This is a genomic window from Achromobacter sp. NFACC18-2, assembly GCF_900108985.1.
Lineage (GTDB): Bacteria > Pseudomonadota > Gammaproteobacteria > Burkholderiales > Burkholderiaceae_B > Achromobacter.
Window position 1 is genome coordinate 294,770 of sequence record NZ_FNYM01000003.1, and the last position, 18,419, is coordinate 313,188.

At 65.0% G+C, this 18,419-nt stretch carries 15 protein-coding genes; 8 read left to right on the plus strand and 7 right to left on the minus strand.

Annotated elements, in window-relative coordinates; all coding sequences use genetic code 11:
* Window positions 1-37: 37 nt before the first annotated feature.
* The 4 genes from BMW75_RS06255 to BMW75_RS06270 form a co-directional block, all read right to left on the minus strand.
* On the minus strand, window positions 38-1,489 hold the full coding sequence (locus BMW75_RS06255; RefSeq protein ID WP_092577890.1) for a bifunctional 2-methylcitrate dehydratase/aconitate hydratase: 1,452 nt from the start codon (window positions 1,487-1,489) through the stop codon (window positions 38-40).
* A 58-nt stretch (window positions 1,490-1,547) separates the two neighbouring features.
* Window positions 1,548-2,741 carry a bifunctional 2-methylcitrate synthase/citrate synthase gene (prpC, locus tag BMW75_RS06260; RefSeq protein WP_076519441.1) on the minus strand — a complete coding sequence of 398 codons (1,194 nt, stop codon included), beginning with the start codon at window positions 2,739-2,741 and terminating at the stop codon, window positions 1,548-1,550.
* A 90-nt stretch (window positions 2,742-2,831) separates the two neighbouring features.
* Window positions 2,832-3,722, minus strand: a complete 891-nt coding sequence (gene prpB / locus BMW75_RS06265; RefSeq protein ID WP_076519442.1) for a methylisocitrate lyase — start codon at window positions 3,720-3,722, stop codon at window positions 2,832-2,834.
* A 199-nt stretch (window positions 3,723-3,921) separates the two neighbouring features.
* Complete coding sequence (locus BMW75_RS06270) at window positions 3,922-4,911, minus strand: malate dehydrogenase (protein WP_092577892.1); 990 nt, start codon at window positions 4,909-4,911, stop codon at window positions 3,922-3,924.
* 356 nt (window positions 4,912-5,267) lie between these two features.
* Here BMW75_RS06270 and BMW75_RS06275 point away from each other — a divergent pair, with 356 nt between their 5' ends.
* From BMW75_RS06275 to BMW75_RS06310, 8 genes are all read left to right on the plus strand, one after another.
* Window positions 5,268-6,047 (plus strand): GntR family transcriptional regulator, encoded by a 780-nt coding sequence (locus tag BMW75_RS06275; protein ID WP_008161847.1) that lies wholly within the window; start codon window positions 5,268-5,270, stop codon window positions 6,045-6,047.
* A gap of 120 nt (window positions 6,048-6,167) precedes the next feature.
* Window positions 6,168-6,581: a succinate dehydrogenase, cytochrome b556 subunit gene (gene sdhC, locus BMW75_RS06280; protein ID WP_092577893.1), complete on the plus strand. Its 414-nt coding sequence runs from the start codon at window positions 6,168-6,170 to the stop codon at window positions 6,579-6,581.
* Complete coding sequence (gene sdhD / locus BMW75_RS06285; protein WP_076519445.1) at window positions 6,582-6,965, plus strand: succinate dehydrogenase, hydrophobic membrane anchor protein; 384 nt, start codon at window positions 6,582-6,584, stop codon at window positions 6,963-6,965.
* A 3-nt stretch (window positions 6,966-6,968) separates the two neighbouring features.
* Window positions 6,969-8,747: a succinate dehydrogenase flavoprotein subunit gene (gene sdhA, locus BMW75_RS06290; protein ID WP_076519446.1), complete on the plus strand. Its 1,779-nt coding sequence runs from the start codon at window positions 6,969-6,971 to the stop codon at window positions 8,745-8,747.
* Between the two features lie 18 nt (window positions 8,748-8,765).
* Window positions 8,766-9,482, plus strand: a complete 717-nt coding sequence (locus BMW75_RS06295; RefSeq protein WP_006389365.1) for a succinate dehydrogenase iron-sulfur subunit — start codon at window positions 8,766-8,768, stop codon at window positions 9,480-9,482.
* Between the two features lie 137 nt (window positions 9,483-9,619).
* Complete coding sequence (locus tag BMW75_RS06300) at window positions 9,620-9,880, plus strand: succinate dehydrogenase assembly factor 2 (protein ID WP_076519448.1); 261 nt, start codon at window positions 9,620-9,622, stop codon at window positions 9,878-9,880.
* A gap of 19 nt (window positions 9,881-9,899) precedes the next feature.
* A complete protein-coding gene (gene gltA, locus BMW75_RS06305; RefSeq protein ID WP_092577895.1) occupies window positions 9,900-11,210 on the plus strand; it encodes a citrate synthase in 1,311 nt (436 codons plus the stop codon).
* Window positions 11,211-11,301: 91 nt separating this feature from the next.
* Window positions 11,302-12,411: a hypothetical protein gene (locus BMW75_RS06310; protein ID WP_092577896.1), complete on the plus strand. Its 1,110-nt coding sequence runs from the start codon at window positions 11,302-11,304 to the stop codon at window positions 12,409-12,411.
* Window positions 12,412-12,494: 83 nt separating this feature from the next.
* Here the strand turns inward: BMW75_RS06310 and BMW75_RS06315 are convergent, their stop codons facing one another.
* From BMW75_RS06315 to mdeB, 3 genes are all read right to left on the minus strand, one after another.
* A complete protein-coding gene (locus BMW75_RS06315) occupies window positions 12,495-12,947 on the minus strand; it encodes a DUF2214 family protein (protein WP_092577898.1) in 453 nt (150 codons plus the stop codon).
* A gap of 178 nt (window positions 12,948-13,125) precedes the next feature.
* Window positions 13,126-15,426, minus strand: a complete 2,301-nt coding sequence (locus BMW75_RS06320; RefSeq protein WP_092577899.1) for an NADP-dependent malic enzyme — start codon at window positions 15,424-15,426, stop codon at window positions 13,126-13,128.
* A 244-nt stretch (window positions 15,427-15,670) separates the two neighbouring features.
* Entirely contained in the window at window positions 15,671-18,358 is a 2,688-nt protein-coding gene (gene mdeB, locus BMW75_RS06325) for an alpha-ketoglutarate dehydrogenase (protein ID WP_092577901.1), read from the minus strand.
* Window positions 18,359-18,419 lie beyond the last annotated feature (61 nt).

Below are 18,419 nucleotides of genomic sequence, written 5' to 3' on the forward strand. Positions count from 1 at the left end.
CAGTCTGGGTGGATGTGCCAAGGGTGTCAGGCACCCCTCAGATCACATACAGATCCACATATTCGTGGACCGGCATCGCCTCCAGCGTCTGCTGGTCCAGCGAGGCGGCGAGGATGCGCTGCTGCTGGCGCGCCGGAAACACGCGGGCCAGGTTGGTGCGGAACTTGGCTTCCAGCAGCGGTATGCCCTCGGGGCGGCGGCGCTTGTGGCCGATGGGGTACTCGCAGACGATTTCGTCCAGCGCGGTGCCGTCCTTGAATTGCACGGTGAGCGCATTGGCGATCGAGCGCTTGGCCGGGTTGTGATAGTCGCTGGTGTAGGCCGGGTCCTCGACGCAGACGATCCTGTCGCGCAGCGCATCGATGCGCGGATCCTGCGCGACGTCGTCTTCGTAGTCGGCGGCGGTCAGGCGGCCGAACAGCACCGGCACGGCCACCATGTACTGGATGCAGTGGTCGCGGTCGGCGGGATTGTTCAGCGGACCCTTCTTGTCGATGATGCGGATGCAGGCTTCGTGCGTGCGGATGCGGATCTGCGCGATGTCGTCCGCGGTCTTGCCCAGCGATTTGAGCCGGTCGTGGATCTGCATGGCGCATTCCACCGCGGTCTGCGCGTGGAACTCGGCGGGGAACGAGATCTTGAACAGCACGTTCTCCATCACGTAGCTGCCGTAGGGCCGCTGGAACTTGAATGGCTGGCCCTTGAAGAGCACGTCGTAAAAGCCCCAGGTCTTGGCGGTCAGCACCGAGGGGTAGCCCATTTCGCCGGTCCGCGCGATGAGCGCGAGCCGCACCGCGCGGCTGGTCGCATCGCCGGCCGCCCAGCTCTTGCGGCTGCCGGTGTTGGGCGCGTGGCGGTAGGTGCGCAGGCTCTGGCCGTCGACCCAGGCCAGCGACACCGCATTGATCACTTCGTCGCGGGTCAGGCCCAGCATCTGCGCGACGACGGCCGTGGAGGCCACTTTGACCAGCACCACGTGGTCCAGGCCGACCTTGTTGAAGGAATTTTCCAGCGCGATGCAGCCCTGGATCTCGTGCGCCTTGATCATGCCGGTCAGCACGTCGCGCATGGACAGCGGCGGTTTGCCTGAAGCGACCGCCGTGCGCGACAGCCAGTCGGCCGTGGCCAGGATGCCGCCCAGGTTGTCGGACGGGTGGCCCCATTCGGCCGCCAGCCAGGTGTCGTTGAAATCCAGCCAGCGGATCATCGCGCCGATGTTGAATGCGGCTTGGACCGGATCGAGCTGGAACTGCGTGCCGGGCACCTTGGCGCCATGGGGCACCACGGTGCCCGGCACGACCGGGCCCAGCAGCTTGCGGCACGCCGGATATTCCAGCGCCTCCAGGCCGCAGCCCAGCGTGTCGATCAGGCAGTTGCGCGCGGTTTCGTACGCCAGCTCGCTGCGGATTTCGTAGTTGAGAACGTAGTCCGCGATGTCGGCCAGGACCTGGTCGGGATCGGGACGTACGTTGGAGATCGGGGCAGACATCGCGGTACCTCTTTCGAAAAGTGGATACAGGTGGCCATGACGCGCCCTCGATCCCGTCTTACTTGCGCTTGTCGATGGGCACGAACTTCTGGTCTTCCGGGCCCACGTAGTTGGCGGTGGGGCGGATGATCTTGTTGTCGATGCGCTGCTCGATGATGTGGGCCGACCAGCCCGCGGTGCGCGCGATGACGAACAGCGGGGTGAACATGGCGGTGGGCACGCCCATCATGTGATAGCTCACGGCCGAGAACCAGTCGAGGTTGGGGAACATCTTCTTGACGTCCCACATGACGGTTTCCAGGCGTTCGGCGATGTCGAACATCTTGGTTGTGCCGGCCTTCTTGGACAGCTTCTTGGCAACTTCCTTGATGACCTTGTTGCGCGGATCGGAGACCGTGTAGACCGGATGGCCGAAGCCGATGATGACTTCCTTGGCTTCGACGCGGCGGCGGATGTCGGCCTCGGCTTCTTCGGGCGTCTCGTAGCGCTTCTGCACCTCGAAGGCCACTTCGTTGGCGCCGCCGTGCTTGGGGCCGCGCAGGGCGCCAATGGCGCCGGAGATGGCCGAGAACATGTCCGAACCGGTGCCGGCGATGACGCGGGCCGTGAACGTGGACGCGTTGAATTCGTGCTCGGCGTACAGGTTCAGGGAGATGTGCATCGCCTTGACCCATTCGTCGCTGGGCTTTTCGCCGTGCAGCAGGTGCAGGAAATGGCCGCCGATGCTGTCGTCGTCGGTCTGCACGTCGATGGTGCGGCCGTTGTGGCTGTAGTGGTACCAGTAGAGCAGGGCCGAACCCAGGTTGGCCATCAGGCGGTCGGCGATGTCGCGCGCGCCCGGGGTGTTGTGGTCATCCTTTTCGGGCAGCACGCAGCCCAGCACCGACACGGCCGTGCGCATGACGTCCATCGGGTGGCTGGCGGCGGGCAGGGCTTCCAGGGCGATCTGAAGCTGCGTGGGCAGGCCGCGCAGGCTGCGCAGCTTTTCCTTGTAGGCCTTCAGTTCGGCCTTGTTGGGCAGCTTGCCATGGACCAGCAAGTGGGCGATTTCCTCGAACTCGCTGGTGTGCGCGATGTCCAGGATGTCATAGCCGCGGTAGTGCAGGTCGTTGCCGCTGCGGCCGACGGTGCACAGTGCGGTGTTGCCCGCGACCACGCCGGACAGCGCAACCGACTTCTTGGGCTTGAAACCGGCTTTTTCTTCCGGCTTGGCGTCCGACTTGGCTTCTTGCTTCTTGGGAGCCGTGCTCATGTCTCTACTCCTTTCCTTACGCGATGGACGATGCAATGGGTGGCGGGCCACGCCGCGGGGCTGCCGCGGCGTGGCCTGGTCGTTGCGGGATTACGCTTTGCCCTTCTGGAAGAGCGCATCCAGTCTGGATTCGAATTCGTGGTAGCCGATGCGGTCGTAGAGCTCTTCGCGCGTCTGCATCAGGTCGACCACGTTCTTCTGGTGGCCATCGCGGCGGATGGCGGTGTAGACGGCCTCGGCGGCCTTGTTCATGGCGCGGAAGGCGGACAGCGGATAGAGCACCATGCCCACGCCCACGCTCTTGAGTTCTTCGACCGAGAAGAGCGGGGTCTTGCCGAATTCGGTGATGTTGGCCAGCACCGGCACCTTGACTGCCTTGACGAAGCGGTCGTAGGTGGGCAGGTCGTAGGCGGCTTCGGCGAAGATCGCGTCGGCGCCCGCTTCCACGCAGGCCAGCGCGCGCTCGATGGCGGCGTCCACGCCGTGCGAGGCGATCGCGTCGGTGCGGGCGATGAGATAAAAGTCGCTGTCGGTGCGCGCGTCGGCGGCGGCCTTCACGCGGTCGGCCATTTCCTCGGTGGTGACGATTTCCTTGCCCGGACGGTGGCCGCAGCGCTTGGCGCCGACCTGGTCCTCGATGTGGCAGGCGGCGGCGCCGAACTTGATCAGGCTCTTGACGGTGCGGGCGATGTTGAATGCCGACGGCCCGAAGCCGGTGTCGATGTCCACCAGCAGCGGCACGTCGCACACGTCGGTGATGCGGCGCACGTCGGTCAGGACGTCGTCCATGGTGTTGATGCCCAGGTCCGGCAGACCCAGCGAGCCGGCGGCGACGCCGCCGCCGGACAGGTAGATGGCGCGGTAGCCGGCGCGCTTGGCCAGCAGGGCGTGGTTCGCGTTGATGGCGCCGATGATCTGCAGGGGATGCTCTTCGGCGAGCGCGCGGCGAAAGAGGGCGCCGGGCGATTCGGGTCTGGACATGGTTGTCTCCTGTTCTTGGTCGCCCACGACCTTAGCGTGGGTCCGAAAAATAAATCTGTCCCCTGCACGACAATCGGTTGTGGCTGGGCAATGAGACAGGTGTATTTGCCGGTACTGCCGAAGGGGCGGGACCGCGTATTCCGGTCCCGCTTAAGGAATGGGCCCGCATGAACGGGCCCAAACCTTTACTGCGCGCTGCTTACTTCAGCAGGTCCTTGACGCCGTCGCGCTCTTCGAGGAGCTCTTTCAGCGTGAAGTCCAGGCGCTCACGCGAGAAGGCGTCGATTTCCAGGCCTTCGACGCGCTTGTACTCGCCGTTTTCGGTGATGACCGGCACGCCGTAGATGATGCCTTCGGGGATGCCGTAGGAGCCGTCCGACGGGATGCCCATCGTGACCCACTTGCCGTTGCTGCCCAGGACCCAGTCACGGACGTGGTCGATGGCGGCGTTGGCGGCCGAAGCGGCCGAGGACAGGCCACGGGCTTCGATGATGGCGGCGCCGCGCTTGCCCACGGTGGGGATGAACGTGTCGCGGTTCCAGGCGTCGTCGTTGATCAGCTTGGCGAGCGATTCGCCGCCGACCGTGGCGAAGCGGTAGTCGGGGTACATGGTGGGCGAGTGGTTGCCCCACACGACCAGCTTTTCGATGTCGGCGACGGCCTTGCCAGACTTGGTGGCCAGTTGCGACAGGGCGCGGTTGTGGTCCAGGCGCAGCATGGCGGTGAAGTTCTTGGCCGGCAGGTCCGGCGCCGACTTCATGGCGATGTAGGCGTTGGTGTTGGCGGGGTTGCCGACGACCAGGACCTTGACGTTGCGGCTGGCGACGTCGTTCAGGGCCTTGCCCTGGGCCGTGAAGATCTGGGCGTTGACCGACAGCAGGTCCTTGCGTTCCATGCCGGGGCCGCGGGGACGGGCGCCAACCAGCAGGGCCACGTCGGCGTCCTTGAACGCGGTGCGCGGGTCGCTGTGCGCGGTGACTTCCTGCAGCAGCGGGAAGGCGCAGTCATCCAGTTCCATGATGACGCCCTTCAGGGCCTTTTGCGCTTTCTCGTCGGGGATTTCCAGCAGTTGCAGGATGACGGGTTGATCTTTACCCAGCATTTCGCCCGAGGCGATGCGGAATAGCAGTGCGTAACCGATTTGGCCGGCGGCGCCGGTGACGGCGACACGCAAGGCAGGCTTGGACATGAACGTTCTCCGTAATGGTTTGGCGAGAATGGATCTCACCAATCAGTGTAATCGTTGGGCGCGGGAATCAGCGCGTGCACGGCCGCTCTGCGCGGGGCGCGGGCAGCTTTGAATCCTAGATCGGATTTACGTGTGCGTCAATTGCTCTTCTATCTTATATAAGACATAAGACGTTGGACAGCTCGCCTCCCGATATGCCACAATAGAGCGTTTGTTCGAATGCGCCGCGGCCCCGCTCGGCCGTGCGTCTGGGCCGGTCTGCAAGACCGGCGGCAGCAGCGCATTGCGGATGGGTTTGCATCCTTTGCGTTGCCCTCTCATTCATCCGGATGAACATGACACTTTCAAGAAGATCCATGGCAGAGCCTCGGCCCGAAACCTCCCTACGCACACGCGCCGCCCGTCCGACGGGCGAGGGGGCCGCTTTCAGTCCACTCTATCGCCAGATCAAGGATCTGCTTGTCCAAAGCCTCGAACGCGGCGAATGGAAGCCCGGCGAGCTCATCCCCAGCGAAATCGATCTGGCCGCCCGTTTTCAGGTGAGCCAGGGCACGGTGCGCAAGGCGGTCGATGAGCTGGCTGCCGAGCACATGCTGTTGCGCCGCCAGGGCAAGGGCACTTTTGTCGCCACCCACCACGAAGCCCGCGTGCGCTACCGTTTCCTGCGCCTGGCCCCCGACGAAGAGGGCGAGGCCGGCCGCGCGGAAAGCCGCATCCTGGAATGCCGCCGCATGCGCGCCCCGGCCGAGATCGCGCGCGCCCTGGACCTGCGGGCCGGCGAGACGGTCGTCATGATCCGCCGCCTGCTGTCCATGGGGCAGACACCCACCGTGCTGGACGACATCTGGCTGCCCGGCTCCATTTTCCGTGGCCTCACCCTCGAGCTGCTGACCGCCAACAAGGCGCCGCTCTATGGCCTGTTTGAATCCGAATTCGGCGTCAGCATGGTGCGCGCGGACGAGAAGCTGCGCGCGGTCGCCGCGCCGGCCGAAGCCTGTACGCTGCTTAATGTTGCCGCCGGCACGCCGTTGTTGCAGGTAGACCGGGTGTCTTACACATACGGTGACCGCCCCATGGAAATTCGCCGGGGGTTGTACTTGACCGATCGATACCACTACCGCAATAGTCTGAATTGATGAGCTTTTTACCTACGATTTGATACCAACCCGTCTCTGGGCGAAAATACCGCGTTTGCCCGCAAGGGCCGCGGCGATTTAGCCGTAACGATTCCCTAGTTCCGAAACACCGAGGCCGTCATGTCCGACACCGCTGCCAAGCCACGTCCGCAGTTTCGCAATATTGGTATTGCGCAACTTGCCAGTTACCGCCTGCCCCTGGCCGGCAAGCTGTCCATCCTGCACCGCGTCAGCGGCGCGTTGTTGTTCCTCTGTCTTCCCTTGGTCATCCTGCCGTTGTTCGCGGCCAGCGTGGCCGCACCCCAGACGTTCGCCGCCGTGGCCGCGTACGCCGGCAATCCGATCGTCAAGCTCGTCCTCCTGGTCCTCATCTGGGGCTACCTGCATCACTTCTGTGCGGGCATCCGGTACCTGATCCTGGATCTGCACATCGGTATCGACAAGCAATCGTCCAAGAAGACCGCCGGCGTGGTGTTCGGCGTCAGCCTCGCGCTGACCCTGGTGTTCGCTCTCAAACTGTTCGGAGTGCTGTAAATGGCCGCCGCTAAAAACTACGGACCCAAGCGCCTGGTCGTCGGCGCCCACTACGGCGTCATGGATTTCATCATCCAGCGCATCACCGCCGTCATCATGGCCGTGTACACGCTGGTGCTGCTCATCGGCATCCTGATGATGCCGGCCTTCACGTACGAACACTGGACCGCGCTGTTCAACTTCTACGTGGGCGTTCTTCCGGTTGGCCAGATCCTGGCCACCCTTGCATTCATTGCGCTGGCCTGGCATGCCTGGATCGGCGTGCGCGACATCTGGATGGACTACGTCAAGTCGGTGGGCGTGCGCCTGCTGCTGCAAGTGCTGACGATCCTCTGGTTGATCGGTTCGGTCGTTTACTTCGCGCAAATCCTCTGGAGCATTTAAGCCGTGGTCTCTGTCCTGAAATCCCTGCCGCGCCGCCAGTTTGATGTGGTGGTCGTTGGCGCCGGCGGAGCCGGCATGCGTTGTTCGCTGCAACTGTCCCAAGCGGGGCTGTCCGTTGCGGTGCTCTCCAAGGTGTTCCCCACGCGTTCGCACACGGTTGCCGCACAAGGCGGCGTGAGCGCCTCGCTGGGCAACATGAGCGAAGACAACTGGTACTGGCACATGTACGACACCGTCAAGGGTTCGGACTGGCTGGGCGACCAGGATGCCATCGAATTCATGTGCCGCGAAGCGCCGAACGCCGTGTACGAGCTCGAGCACTTCGGCATGCCGTTCGACCGCAACCCCGATGGCACGATCTACCAGCGTCCGTTCGGCGGCCACACCGCCAACTTCGGTGAAAAGCCGGTCCAGCGCGCCTGTGCCGCCGCCGACCGCACCGGCCACGCGCTGCTGCACACGCTCTACCAGCGCAACGTCGCCGCGCGCACCCAGTTCTTCGTCGAATGGATGGCGCTGGACCTGCTGCGCAACGAAGCCGGCGACGTCGTGGGCGTGACCGCCCTCGAAATGGAAACGGGCGAAATCTACATCCTCGAAGCCAAGACCACGGTGCTGGCCACCGGCGGCGCTGGCCGCATCTGGGCCGCTTCCACGAACGCCTTCATCAACACCGGCGACGGCCTGGGCATGGCTGCCCGCGCCGGCATCCCGCTGCAAGACATGGAATTCTGGCAGTTCCACCCGACCGGCGTGGCCGGCGCGGGCGTGCTGATCACGGAAGGCGTGCGCGGCGAAGGCGGCATCCTGCTGAACAAGGATGGCGAACGCTTCATGGAGCGCTATGCGCCCACGCTGAAGGATCTGGCGCCGCGCGACTTCGTGTCGCGCTCGATGGACCAGGAAATCAAGGAAGGCCGCGGCTGCGGTCCGGACGGCAGCTACGTGGTGCTCAAGCTGGACCACCTGGGCGCCGACGTCATCAACAAGCGCCTGCCCTCGATCCGCGAAATCGCCATCAAGTTCGGCAACGTGGACCCGATCAAGGAACCGATCCCCGTCGTTCCGACCATCCACTACCAGATGGGCGGCATCCCGGCCAACTACCACGGCCAGGTGCTGACGCGCGAAAACGGCGAGAACAAGATCGTCAACGGCCTGTACGCCATCGGCGAATGCGCCGCGGTGTCGGTGCACGGCGCGAACCGCCTGGGCACGAACTCGCTGCTGGACCTGATCGTGTTCGGACGCGCCACCGGCAACCACATCGTGAATTCGCACCCGGAGCGCCAGCACGCGCACCAGGACCTGCCCAAGCAGGCCGTCGAGTTCTCGCTGGACCGCATCAACAAGCTGGAATCGCGTACCTCCGGCGAAAAGACGCAAGACATCGGCAACGCCATCCGCTTCTCGATGCAGCGCCACTGCGGCGTGTTCCGCACGCTGGAACTGCTGAACGAAGGCGTGACCCAGATCGAAGATCTGGCCAAGCAAGCCGACAATATCTACTTCAAGGACAAGTCCAAGGTGTTCAACACCGCCCGCGTCGAGGCGCTGGAGCTGGCGAACATGACCGAAGTGGCCCGCGCCACGATCAAGTCGGCCGCCGCCCGCACCGAAAGCCGCGGCGCGCATGCGCTGGACGACCACCCGACCCGCGACGACGAGAACTGGCTGAAGCACACGCTGTGGTATTCCGAAGGCAGCCGCCTGGATTACAAGCCTGTGCAGATGAAGCCGCTGACGGTCGAGTCCTTCCCGCCCAAGGCGCGTACCTTCTAAGTCCGGATTGAGCCTACTATGAGCACCAAGAGAATCGTCAAGTTCGAAATCTACCGCTACGATCCGGACAAGGACGAGCGCCCCTACATGCAGAAGCTGGAAGTCGAACTCCAGCCCACCGACAAGATGCTGCTCGATGCGCTGGTGCGCATCAAGAACGACGTCGATGACAGCCTGGCCCTGCGCCGCTCGTGCCGTGAAGGCGTGTGCGGTTCGGACGCCATGAACATCAACGGCAAGAACGGCCTGGCCTGCACCACGAACCTGCGCGAACTGAAGGAACCGATCGTCCTGCGTCCGCTGCCGGGCCTGCCGGTCATCCGCGACCTGATCGTGGACATGACGCACTTCTTCAACCAGTACCACTCGATCCGCCCGTACCTCATCAACGACACGCCGCCGCCCGAAAAAGAGCGCCTGCAGTCGCCCGAGGCGCGCGAAGAGCTGGACGGCCTGTACGAGTGCATCCTGTGCGCGTGCTGTTCCACTTCTTGCCCGTCGTTCTGGTGGAATCCGGACAAGTTCGTCGGCCCGGCCGGCCTGCTGCAAGCCTACCGTTTCATCGCCGACAGCCGCGACGAAGCCACGGGCGAGCGCCTGGACAACCTGGAAGACCCGTACCGCCTGTTCCGTTGCCACACCATCATGAATTGCGTCGACGTCTGTCCCAAGGGGCTGAACCCGACCAAGGCGATCGGCAAGATCAAGGAACTGATGGTTCGCCGCACGGTCTAGGGTTAAGTAATATTTTCGTTTGTCGGCCCGAAGGCTTTTTTTGCCGCCGGGCCGCCCCAAGGCAAAAACGCCCCCTCGGGGGGCAGCAAGCCCGCGTAGCGGGTGCGGCGTGGGGGCATTACCTTAAGGTGTAAAGCATGAGCAGGCTAACGGAACTGGAGCGGGCGCGACTGCGTTGGCGGGCGCGCCGCGGCCTGCTCGAAAACGACTTGATCATCACCCGGTATCTGGATGCCCATGAGGCTGAACTTACCGATGATGATGTGGCCGCATTGACCCAGCTTTTCGAGATGGGAGACAACGATCTTCTCGATCTGCTGCTGGCCCGTAAGGAACTCGAAGGCGACCTGGATACCCCCCGGCTTCGAACGATTATTGGCCAGATGCGCGCGCTCTGATTAATTGAGAGGAATAAACATGAACCTGTCTGACAAAAAAGCCACTCTATCCTTCTCGGATGGCAGCGCACCCATTGAGTTCCCTGTGTACAAGGGCACGGTCGGTCCGGATGTGATCGACATCCGCAAGCTGTACGGCCAGACGGGCATGTTTACGTTTGACCCCGGCTTCATGTCGACGGCGGCCTGCGAATCGGGCATCACGTACATCGACGGCGACAAGGGCGAGCTGCTGTACCGCGGCTTCCCGATCGAGCAATTGGCCGTCAATTGCGACTTCATGGACATCTGCTACCTGATCCTGAACGGCGAACTGCCCAACCAGGAACAGAAGGCCGATTTCGATTCGCAAGTGACCCATCACACGATGGTCAACGAGCAGCTGCATTTCTTCCTGCGCGGTTTCCGTCGCGACGCCCACCCGATGGCCGTCCTGACGGGCCTGGTCGGCGCGCTGTCGGCGTTCTACCACGACTCCACCGACATCACGAACCCGCAGCATCGCCACATCTCGGCCATCCGCCTGATCGCCAAGATGCCGACGCTGGTTGCGATGGCGTACAAGTACTCGCAAGGCCAACCGTTCATCTACCCGCAGAACGACCTGTCCTACACGGGCAACTTCCTGCGCATGATGTTCGCCACGCCGTGCGAAGACTACAAGGTCAATGAAGTCGTCGAGCGCGCGCTGGACCGCATCTTCATCCTGCACGCCGACCACGAGCAGAACGCGTCGACCTCGACCGTCCGCCTGTGCGGCTCGTCGGGCACCAACCCGTTCGCCGCCATCTCGGCCGGCGTGGCTTGCCTGTGGGGCCCGGCTCACGGCGGCGCCAACGAAGCTTGCCTGCAGATGCTGGAAGAACTGCAAGCCAACGGCGGCATCGCCAAGGTCGGCGAGTTCATGGAGAAGGTCAAGGACAAGAACTCGGGCGTGCGCCTGATGGGCTTTGGCCACCGCGTCTACAAGAACTACGACCCGCGCGCCAAGCTGATGCAGGAAACCTGCAAGGAAGTGCTCTCGGCCCTGGGCCTGGAAAACGACCCGCTGTTCAAGCTGGCCATGGAACTGGAACGCATCGCCCTGGAAGACCCGTACTTCGTGCAGCGCAAGCTGTACCCGAACGTGGACTTCTACTCGGGTATCGTCCAGCGCGCCATCGGCATCCCGACCTCGCTGTTCACGGCCATCTTCGCGCTGGCCCGCACGGTGGGCTGGATTGCCCAGTGGAACGAAATGCTGTCGGATCCCGACTACAAGATCGGCCGTCCGCGCCAGCTCTTCACCGGTTCGGTCACGCGCGACGTGCCCCCGATGGACAAGCGCTGATCGCTGGTCCTGCTTCGGCAGAACAAACCGCCTTCGGGCGGTTTTTTTTCGCCCGCGCGTCGTCCGGAAAATTGCGGATATCATCCGTCCCATGATTCCTGTCGCACTGCCTTCCGCCGGCTTTTTCATTCTGCTTACCGCAGGCTTCTTCGCGGGTATTCTGCTGTTGGGCTGGGCGCTGGTCCTGGGCGTCAGCGGCGGCGCGCGCCGCACGGTCCGCAAGTACTGGAAGACCTCCACGGTGCTGTGCCTGGCGCTTTTGGCGCCGTTCAGCTTCTATGCCTGGTTCCAGGCCATGATGTGGCAACTGGAACGGGACATCCGGCGCGAGGAAGCGGCGCATCACGTCACGTTGCAGGCGCCGACGATGGTGGGCGGCGTGGTCATGCCCGCCGGCACGCGGCTGAAGGTGCAGGACAAGGGGCAGCTCGATACCTACCTTGAAGCGGCTTTTCCGCAGGCGGTGGCGATTCTGGGCGTGCAGGCGACCTCGGTGCGGCGTTACCTGGCTACCGAATACGACAAGGAATACAACATCGTCGCCCGGCGTCCGCGCACGGTCATCCTGCGTGGCGCGGGCGAGCAGGACGTTCAGGGCTGGCGGTGCGACGCCACGCAGGACATCGAGTTCGAGGTGGCGCCCGATGGGGCGATGAAGATGCTGACGCAATGCGTGCTGGCGGCAGGCAACCAGGCCGCGGGACTGACGCTGGGCCATGGGGCCGTGGTGCGCGGCTCCGGCGGCACTGTCTATACCGATGGGTCGCGCGATCCGGACCGCTGGCGGATCGATGTGAATGACGACACGGCCGTGCGGCTATTGAGAATGTTCCTGAGCAGGCCGACCGTGTACCTGGACGATGCGCGCAGGCTGTTGCGCGTGACGGGGGCGGAGTTGGCCTGCCCGATGCAGTTCGGCGTCATGACCTATGCGGCGGGCACGCAGGTCAAGACCGCCAGGCTGGGATCAGGAACCGAGCGCGGGCCGTACCCCGGCGTCCTGGTTTTCAGTCCGTGGCACGGCCAGTCGGCCGCGCGGGCCGGCGCCGAGGACGTGCCCGAGGGCATGTCTGTGATGCAGACGCTGCAGGGCGAGGTGCTGGAGGTCGTGAAGAACGACGCGGTGGGCGTGTTCCGCTTCGACACCTTCATCATCGACGGCAAGGAGCCGGAAACGCCGGCGCGCGCTCGCTGCCCGTAGCAGGCTGCTTCGGTGTCGGCTGCTTCGATGACGGCTGCTTCGATGACGGCTGCTTCACTACCGGCTGCTTCGGTAGGGCTTTGTCAGAAGCCGATCCCGCGCGCCATCAGCACGGCAAAGAGCGGCAGGAAGATGAAGAGGTGCGCCCCGATCATCACCCAGCGCCGCGCGCGCTGGATTTCTTGCAGGGCGGGGACGAACTCAGGCTGTTGCCGCCGCTGCCTGGCCCAACGCAGGAAGGTCAGCGTGGGCGGGATCGAACAGAGCGCGATGATGACGAAGAGCGCAATCTTGGCGTGGAACCAGGGATTGCTCATGTAGAACGCGGCGCCCTTGGCGCCGAGCATCAGGCGCAGCACGCCGGTGATGAGCACGATGACGGCGCTCACGCCATACAGGCGGTCATAGACGATGAGGCGCTTCACGCCCGAGGGCGTCAGGTCCGGACGCAGCAGTACGGCTTCAGCGGTCAGGACGACCACCAGCACGAAAATCGCCAGGTAGTGGAACCAGGCATACATTGCATCGGCCAGCATGTCGTCTCCAGGAAAAATGACAAGCTAGCGTTTTACCACTGGCGTAGGGGGGCGGACCAGCGATGTCGCGCGCGCGGCGCGTTGTGCGGGCATTCGGGCATTGGCCGGGCCGGGCATCCCGGAAAAACAACGGGCGCCCCGTTTGGGGCGCCCGAGGCGTTACTGCGGCACCGTCCGATCAGCGGCGGCGCTTCTTGGCTTCTTCGGCGGCTTCCTGCTGCGCATCCACCACGGCCAGCGCCGTCATGTTGACGATGCGGCGCACGGTGGCGCTGGTGGTCAGGATGTGCACGGGACGCGCGGCGCCCAGCAGGATCGGACCCATCGCGACGCCATTGCTGCCGGTCATCTTCAGCATGTTGTACGTGATGTTGCCGGTGTCCAGGTTGGGCATGACCAGCAGGTTGGCCGGGCCCTTGAGCGTGCTGTCCGGGTAGGCCAGGACACGGATCTTTTCGGACAGGGCGGCGTCGGCGTGCATTTCGCCGTCGACTTCCAGGTCCGGCGCGCGATCCTGCACGATCTGGCGCGCGGCCGACATCTTGCGCGACGATTCCGTGACGCGGCTGCCGAAGTTCGAGTGCGACAGGAGGGCGATCTTGGGCACCACGCCGAAACGCAGCATCTCGTCGGCGGCCTGGATGGTGATGTTGGCGACTTCTTCGGCCGTCGGGTTTTCGTTGACGTGGGTGTCGGTGACGAACAGCGTCTGGTCGGGCAGCATCAGCACGTTCAGGGCGGCGTAGGTCTGGCCTTCCTTTTTGCCGATGATTTCGTCGATGTACTTGAGCTGGTTGTCGTACTTGCTGGCCACGCCGCACAGCAGCGCATCGGCGTCGCCGCGGCGCAGCAGCATCGCGCCGATCAGCGTGTTGTGCTTGCGGATCATCGCCTTGGCGATGGCCGGCGTCACGCCTTCGCGGCCCTTCAACTGGTAGTACGCGTTCCAGGTTTCATTGAAGCGGCTGTCGTCTTCCGGATCCACGATCTCGAAGTGCTGACCGGCGATAAGGCGCAGGCCGGCCTTCTGGATGCGCATTTCGATGACGGCGGGGCGGCCGATCAGGATCGGGAACGCCAGCTTTTCATCGGCAACCGTCTGCACGGCGCGCAGGACGCGCTCGTCTTCGCCGTCGGCGTAGATGACGCGCTTGGGCGCCTTCTTGGCCTGGGCGAACAGCGGACGCATCAGCTGGCCGGAGTGGTACACGAAGCCCATCAGCTTCTGGCGGTAGGCTTCGATGTCCTCGATGGGGCGGGCGGCCACGCCGGAGTCGGCGGCGGCCTGCGCCACGGCCGGCGCGATCTGGACGATCAGGCGCGGGTCGAAGGGCTTGGGAATGATGTAGTCCGGGCCGAACGACAGTTCCTGGCCGGCGTAGGCGCGGGCCACTTCATCGTTCTGCTCGGCCTGGGCCAGCTCGGCGATGGCCTTGACGCAGGCCAGCTTCATTTCCTCGGTGATGCGCGAGGCGCCGGCATCCATGGCGCCGCGGAAGATGAAGGGGAAGCACAGCACGTTGTTGACCTGGTTCGGGTAGTCCGAACGGCCGGTGGCGATGATGCAGTCGGGGCGCGCGGCCTTGGCGACTTCGGGGCGGATTTCCGGTTCCGGGTTGGCCAGGGCCAGGATCAGCGGGCGGTCGGCCATGGTCTTGACCATGTCGCCGGTCAGCACGCCGGCGGTGGAGCAGCCCAGGAACACGTCGGCGCCGTTGACCACGTCGGCCAGCGTGCGCGCGTCGGTCTTCTGCGCGTAGCGCTTCTTGTTGGCTTCCATGTTCTCGTCGCGGCCGTCCCAGATGACGCCGCGCGAGTCCACCACGTAGATGTTTTCGCGCTTGATGCCCAGGTGGACCAGGAGGTCCAGGCAGGCGATGGCGGCGGCGCCGGCGCCGGAGCAGGCCAGCTTGACCGAGCCGATGTCCTTGTTCACGACCTTCAGGCCGTTCAGGATGGCGGCCGACGAGATGATCGCGGTGCCGTGCTGGTCGTCGTGGAAGACGGGGATCTTCATGCGCTCGCGCAGCTTCTTCTCGATGTAGAAGCACTCGGGCGCCTTGATGTCTTCAAGGTTGACGCCGCCCAGCGTGGGCTCGAGCGCGGCGATGATGTCGACGAGCTTGTCCGGATCGTTCTCGGCCAGTTCGATGTCGAAGACGTCGATGCCGGCGAATTTCTTGAAGAGGCAACCCTTGCCTTCCATCACGGGCTTGGCGGCCAGGGGGCCGATGTTGCCCAGGCCCAGCACGGCGGTGCCGTTGGTGATCACGCCCACCAGGTTGCCGCGCGAGGTGTACTTCGAGGCCGCGTCGTCGCCCTGGTCGAAAATGGCCATGCAAGCCGCAGCCACGCCGGGGGAGTAGGCCAGGGACAGGTCGTCCTGGTTGGCCAGGGTCTTGGTCGGGGTGACCGAGATTTTGCCGGGGGTGGGATAGGCGTGGTAGTCCAACGCCAGTTTGGTGAGAGTTTCGTCCATGGGATCGGGGCCTGAAAGGGCTAACGGAAAAAAACGGAGATAGAAAACGGGGATGACAAAACAAGGCGGGCTCGCGGCCCGCCGTATTCTTTGCGAAATGCATAGGGAACACCCGTATTTCACCAGAAAGCGCGGGTGCTTGGTTGCTGCAGTGCAGCGAGCGTTCGCTTTTGATCAAGCGGCAAGCGAACGCCGCCTCGGTCGGCCGGATGAGTCTGGGCGGATGAGCGGTGAGGAAAGCGGCCTAGATTTCCCAGGGAGGGGATTGGCGGCTGGCGGCGTTGAGTTTCTGGCGCAGCGCGCGCGCGTCGTCCTGACGGTCAAGGCTGTCCAGCGCATACAGCGTGATCCAGTCCGCGCTCACCTCGAAGAAATCGCGCAGTTGGGCGCGGGTGTCGCTGCGGCCGAAGCCGTCCGTGCCCAGCGTGCGGTAGGGCGCAGGCACCCAGGCGCGGATCTGTTCGGGCACCGCGCGCACGTAGTCGCTGGCGGCGATGACCGGCGCGTCGCTGCCCGCCAGGCACGTGCGCACCCAGTCGTCGTCCGCGCCGGCTTCCAGGCCCAGCACGCGCGCGCGCTCGGCCTGGCGCCCGCTGCGGGCCAGTTCGGAGAAGCTGGTGACGCTCCAGACTTCCGCGTCCACGCCGTATTCGTCATGCAGGCGGGCGGCAGCCGTCTCGGCCTCGCGCAGCATGGGGCCGGCGCCCAGCAGCCGCACCTGGGCCTTGCCGCGCGCCGGCCGAAGCCGGTAGAGGCCGCGCAGGATGCCCGCGCGGGTCTCGGGATCCTGCGGCATGTCGGGCTGCGCCAGGTTCTCGTTGGTGACGGTCAGATAAAAGAACTCATCGCGCTGCTCGTCCAGCATGCGGCGCATGCCGTGATCCACGATGACGGCCACCTCATAGGCGTAGGCCGGATCGTAGGCGCGGCAGTTGGGCACGGCGGCGGCCATGACGTGGCTGGAGCCGTCCTGGTGCTGCAGTCCTTCGCCGCCCAGCGTCGTGCGGCCGGAGGTCGCCCCGATCAGGAAGCCGCGCGCGCGCTGGTCGGCGGCGGCCCAGATCAGGTCGCCGATGCGCTGGAATCCGAACATCGAGTAATAGATATAGAACGGCAGCATCGGCAGGCCGTTGACCGAATAGCTGGTGCCGGCGGCGGTCCATGACGAGATGGCGCCGGCCTCGGTGATGCCTTCTTCCAGGATCTGTCCGTCGCGGGCCTCGCGGTAGTACAGCACCGAGCCGATGTCCTCGGGCTCGTAGAGCTGGCCCTGCGCGGAATAGATGCCGATCTGCCGGAACAGGTTGGCCATGCCGAAGGTGCGGGCCTCGTCCGCGACGATGGGCACGATGCGCGGCCCCACCGTGGTGTCCTTGAGCAGGGCGGTGAGCATGCGCACGATGGCCATCGTGGACGACATTTCCTTGCCGTCGGCAGCCAGCGCAAAGCGCGCCCACTGATCGGCCGGCGGCGGCGCCAGGCGCGGCGCCTCGGCATTGCGGCGCGGGATGTACCCGCCCAACGCGGCGCGGCGCGCCTGCAGGTGGCGCATTTCGGCGCTGTCGTCGGCGGGACGGTAGAACTTCAGGGCCAGGCAGTCGGCATCGGAGATCGGCAGGGCGAAGCGGTCGCGGAAGGCGAGCAGGGCCTCGTCGTCCAGCTTCTTCTGCTGGTGCGTGGTCATCTTGCCCTGGCCCGCCGCGCCCATGCCGAAACCCTTCTTGGTCTGCGCGAGGATGACGGTGGGCTGCCCGCGGTGGCGCACCGCGCGGTGGTAGGCGGCATGGATCTTCACCATGTCGTGGCCGCCGCGGTGCAGGCGGTCGATGGCCTCGTCTGACCAGTCGGCCACCAGCGCGGCCAGCTCCGGGTTCTGGTTGAAGAAATGGGCGCGGTTGAAGGCGCCATCGTTGGCCGCGAAGGTCTGGAACTGGCCGTCGACGGTGTTGGCGAAGGCGCGGGCCAGCGCGCCGCCGGTGTCCCGGCGCAGCAGCGCGTCCCAGTCGCTGCCCCAGACAAGCTTGATGACGTTCCAGCCCGCACCGGCGTACAGGGTTTCCAGCTCGTCGATGATGCGGCCGTTGCCGCGCACCGGGCCGTCCAGGCGCTGCAGGTTGCAGTTGACGACGAAGATCAGGTTGTCGAGCTTTTCGCGCGCGGCCAGCGTCAGGGCGGCGATGGATTCGGGCTCGTCCATTTCGCCGTCGCCGAAGATGCCCCAGACCTTGCGATCGCCGCCGGGCACCAGCGAACGGTGCTCCAGGTAGCGCGTGAATCGCGCCTGGTAGATGGCGTTGATGGGACCGATGCCCATGGACCCGGTGGGGAACTGCCAGAAATCCGGCATCAGCCAGGGGTGGGGATAAGAGGACAGGCCGCGCAGCCCGCGCGCGGTCGCGGTGATTTCCTGGCGGAAGTGGGCCAGGTCCGCTTCGCCCAGGAAGCCTTCCAGGTAGGCGCGGGCGTAGACGCCGGGCGCCGAGTGGGGCTGCATGTAGACGATGTCGCCGGGGCTGGCGGCCGTGCGCGCGCGGAAGAAGTGGTTGAAGCCGACTTCGAACAGGTCGGCGGCCGACGCGTAGCTGGCGATGTGGCCGCCCAGTTCGCCGTGCGCCTGATTGGCGCGCACCACCATGGCCAGGGCGTTCCAGCGGTTGATGCGGGCGATGCGTTCCTCGACGGCCAGGTTGCCGGGGAAAGGCGGTTCCTGGTCGGCGGGGATGGTGTTCAGGTAGGCGGTGCGGGTCTGGCTGTTGGCGCGCAGCCCCAGGGTGGCGGCGTGGCCCAGCAGGCTGTCCAGCACGTAGCCCGCTCGCCCGGCCCCGTCGGCCTGAAGCAGGGATTGCAGCGCGTCGCGCCATTCGGCGGTCTCGGCGGGATCGGCGTCGTCCGGGAGGGCCGGCGCGGCATGGGGCTGGCGAGGGTCGAGCATGGTGTTGTCGTCTCCTGTTTTACGCCCATGCTAGACCCTTGCCCGTGGCATGGGTAATCAA

Bases quoted from the DNA above. Each gene is read 5' to 3' on its own strand.
- sdhC (WP_092577893.1), top strand. From the start codon at position 6,168: ATGTCCGACACCGCTGCCAAGCCACGTCCGCAGTTTCGCAATATTGGT.
- BMW75_RS06295 (WP_006389365.1), top strand. From the start codon at position 8,766: ATGAGCACCAAGAGAATCGTCAAGTTCGAAATCTACCGCTACGATCCG.
- prpC (WP_076519441.1), bottom strand. From the start codon at position 2,741: ATGAGCACGGCTCCCAAGAAGCAAGAAGCCAAGTCGGACGCCAAGCCG.
- BMW75_RS06320 (WP_092577899.1), bottom strand. From the start codon at position 15,426: ATGGACGAAACTCTCACCAAACTGGCGTTGGACTACCACGCCTATCCC.
- BMW75_RS06270 (WP_092577892.1), bottom strand. From the start codon at position 4,911: ATGTCCAAGCCTGCCTTGCGTGTCGCCGTCACCGGCGCCGCCGGCCAA.
- prpB (WP_076519442.1), bottom strand. From the start codon at position 3,722: ATGTCCAGACCCGAATCGCCCGGCGCCCTCTTTCGCCGCGCGCTCGCC.
- BMW75_RS06300 (WP_076519448.1), top strand. From the start codon at position 9,620: ATGAGCAGGCTAACGGAACTGGAGCGGGCGCGACTGCGTTGGCGGGCG.
- gltA (WP_092577895.1), top strand. From the start codon at position 9,900: ATGAACCTGTCTGACAAAAAAGCCACTCTATCCTTCTCGGATGGCAGC.
- BMW75_RS06275 (WP_008161847.1), top strand. From the start codon at position 5,268: ATGGCAGAGCCTCGGCCCGAAACCTCCCTACGCACACGCGCCGCCCGT.
- BMW75_RS06255 (WP_092577890.1), bottom strand. From the start codon at position 1,489: ATGTCTGCCCCGATCTCCAACGTACGTCCCGATCCCGACCAGGTCCTG.
- BMW75_RS06315 (WP_092577898.1), bottom strand. From the start codon at position 12,947: ATGCTGGCCGATGCAATGTATGCCTGGTTCCACTACCTGGCGATTTTC.
- mdeB (WP_092577901.1), bottom strand. From the start codon at position 18,358: ATGCTCGACCCTCGCCAGCCCCATGCCGCGCCGGCCCTCCCGGACGAC.
- BMW75_RS06310 (WP_092577896.1), top strand. From the start codon at position 11,302: ATGATTCCTGTCGCACTGCCTTCCGCCGGCTTTTTCATTCTGCTTACC.
- sdhD (WP_076519445.1), top strand. From the start codon at position 6,582: ATGGCCGCCGCTAAAAACTACGGACCCAAGCGCCTGGTCGTCGGCGCC.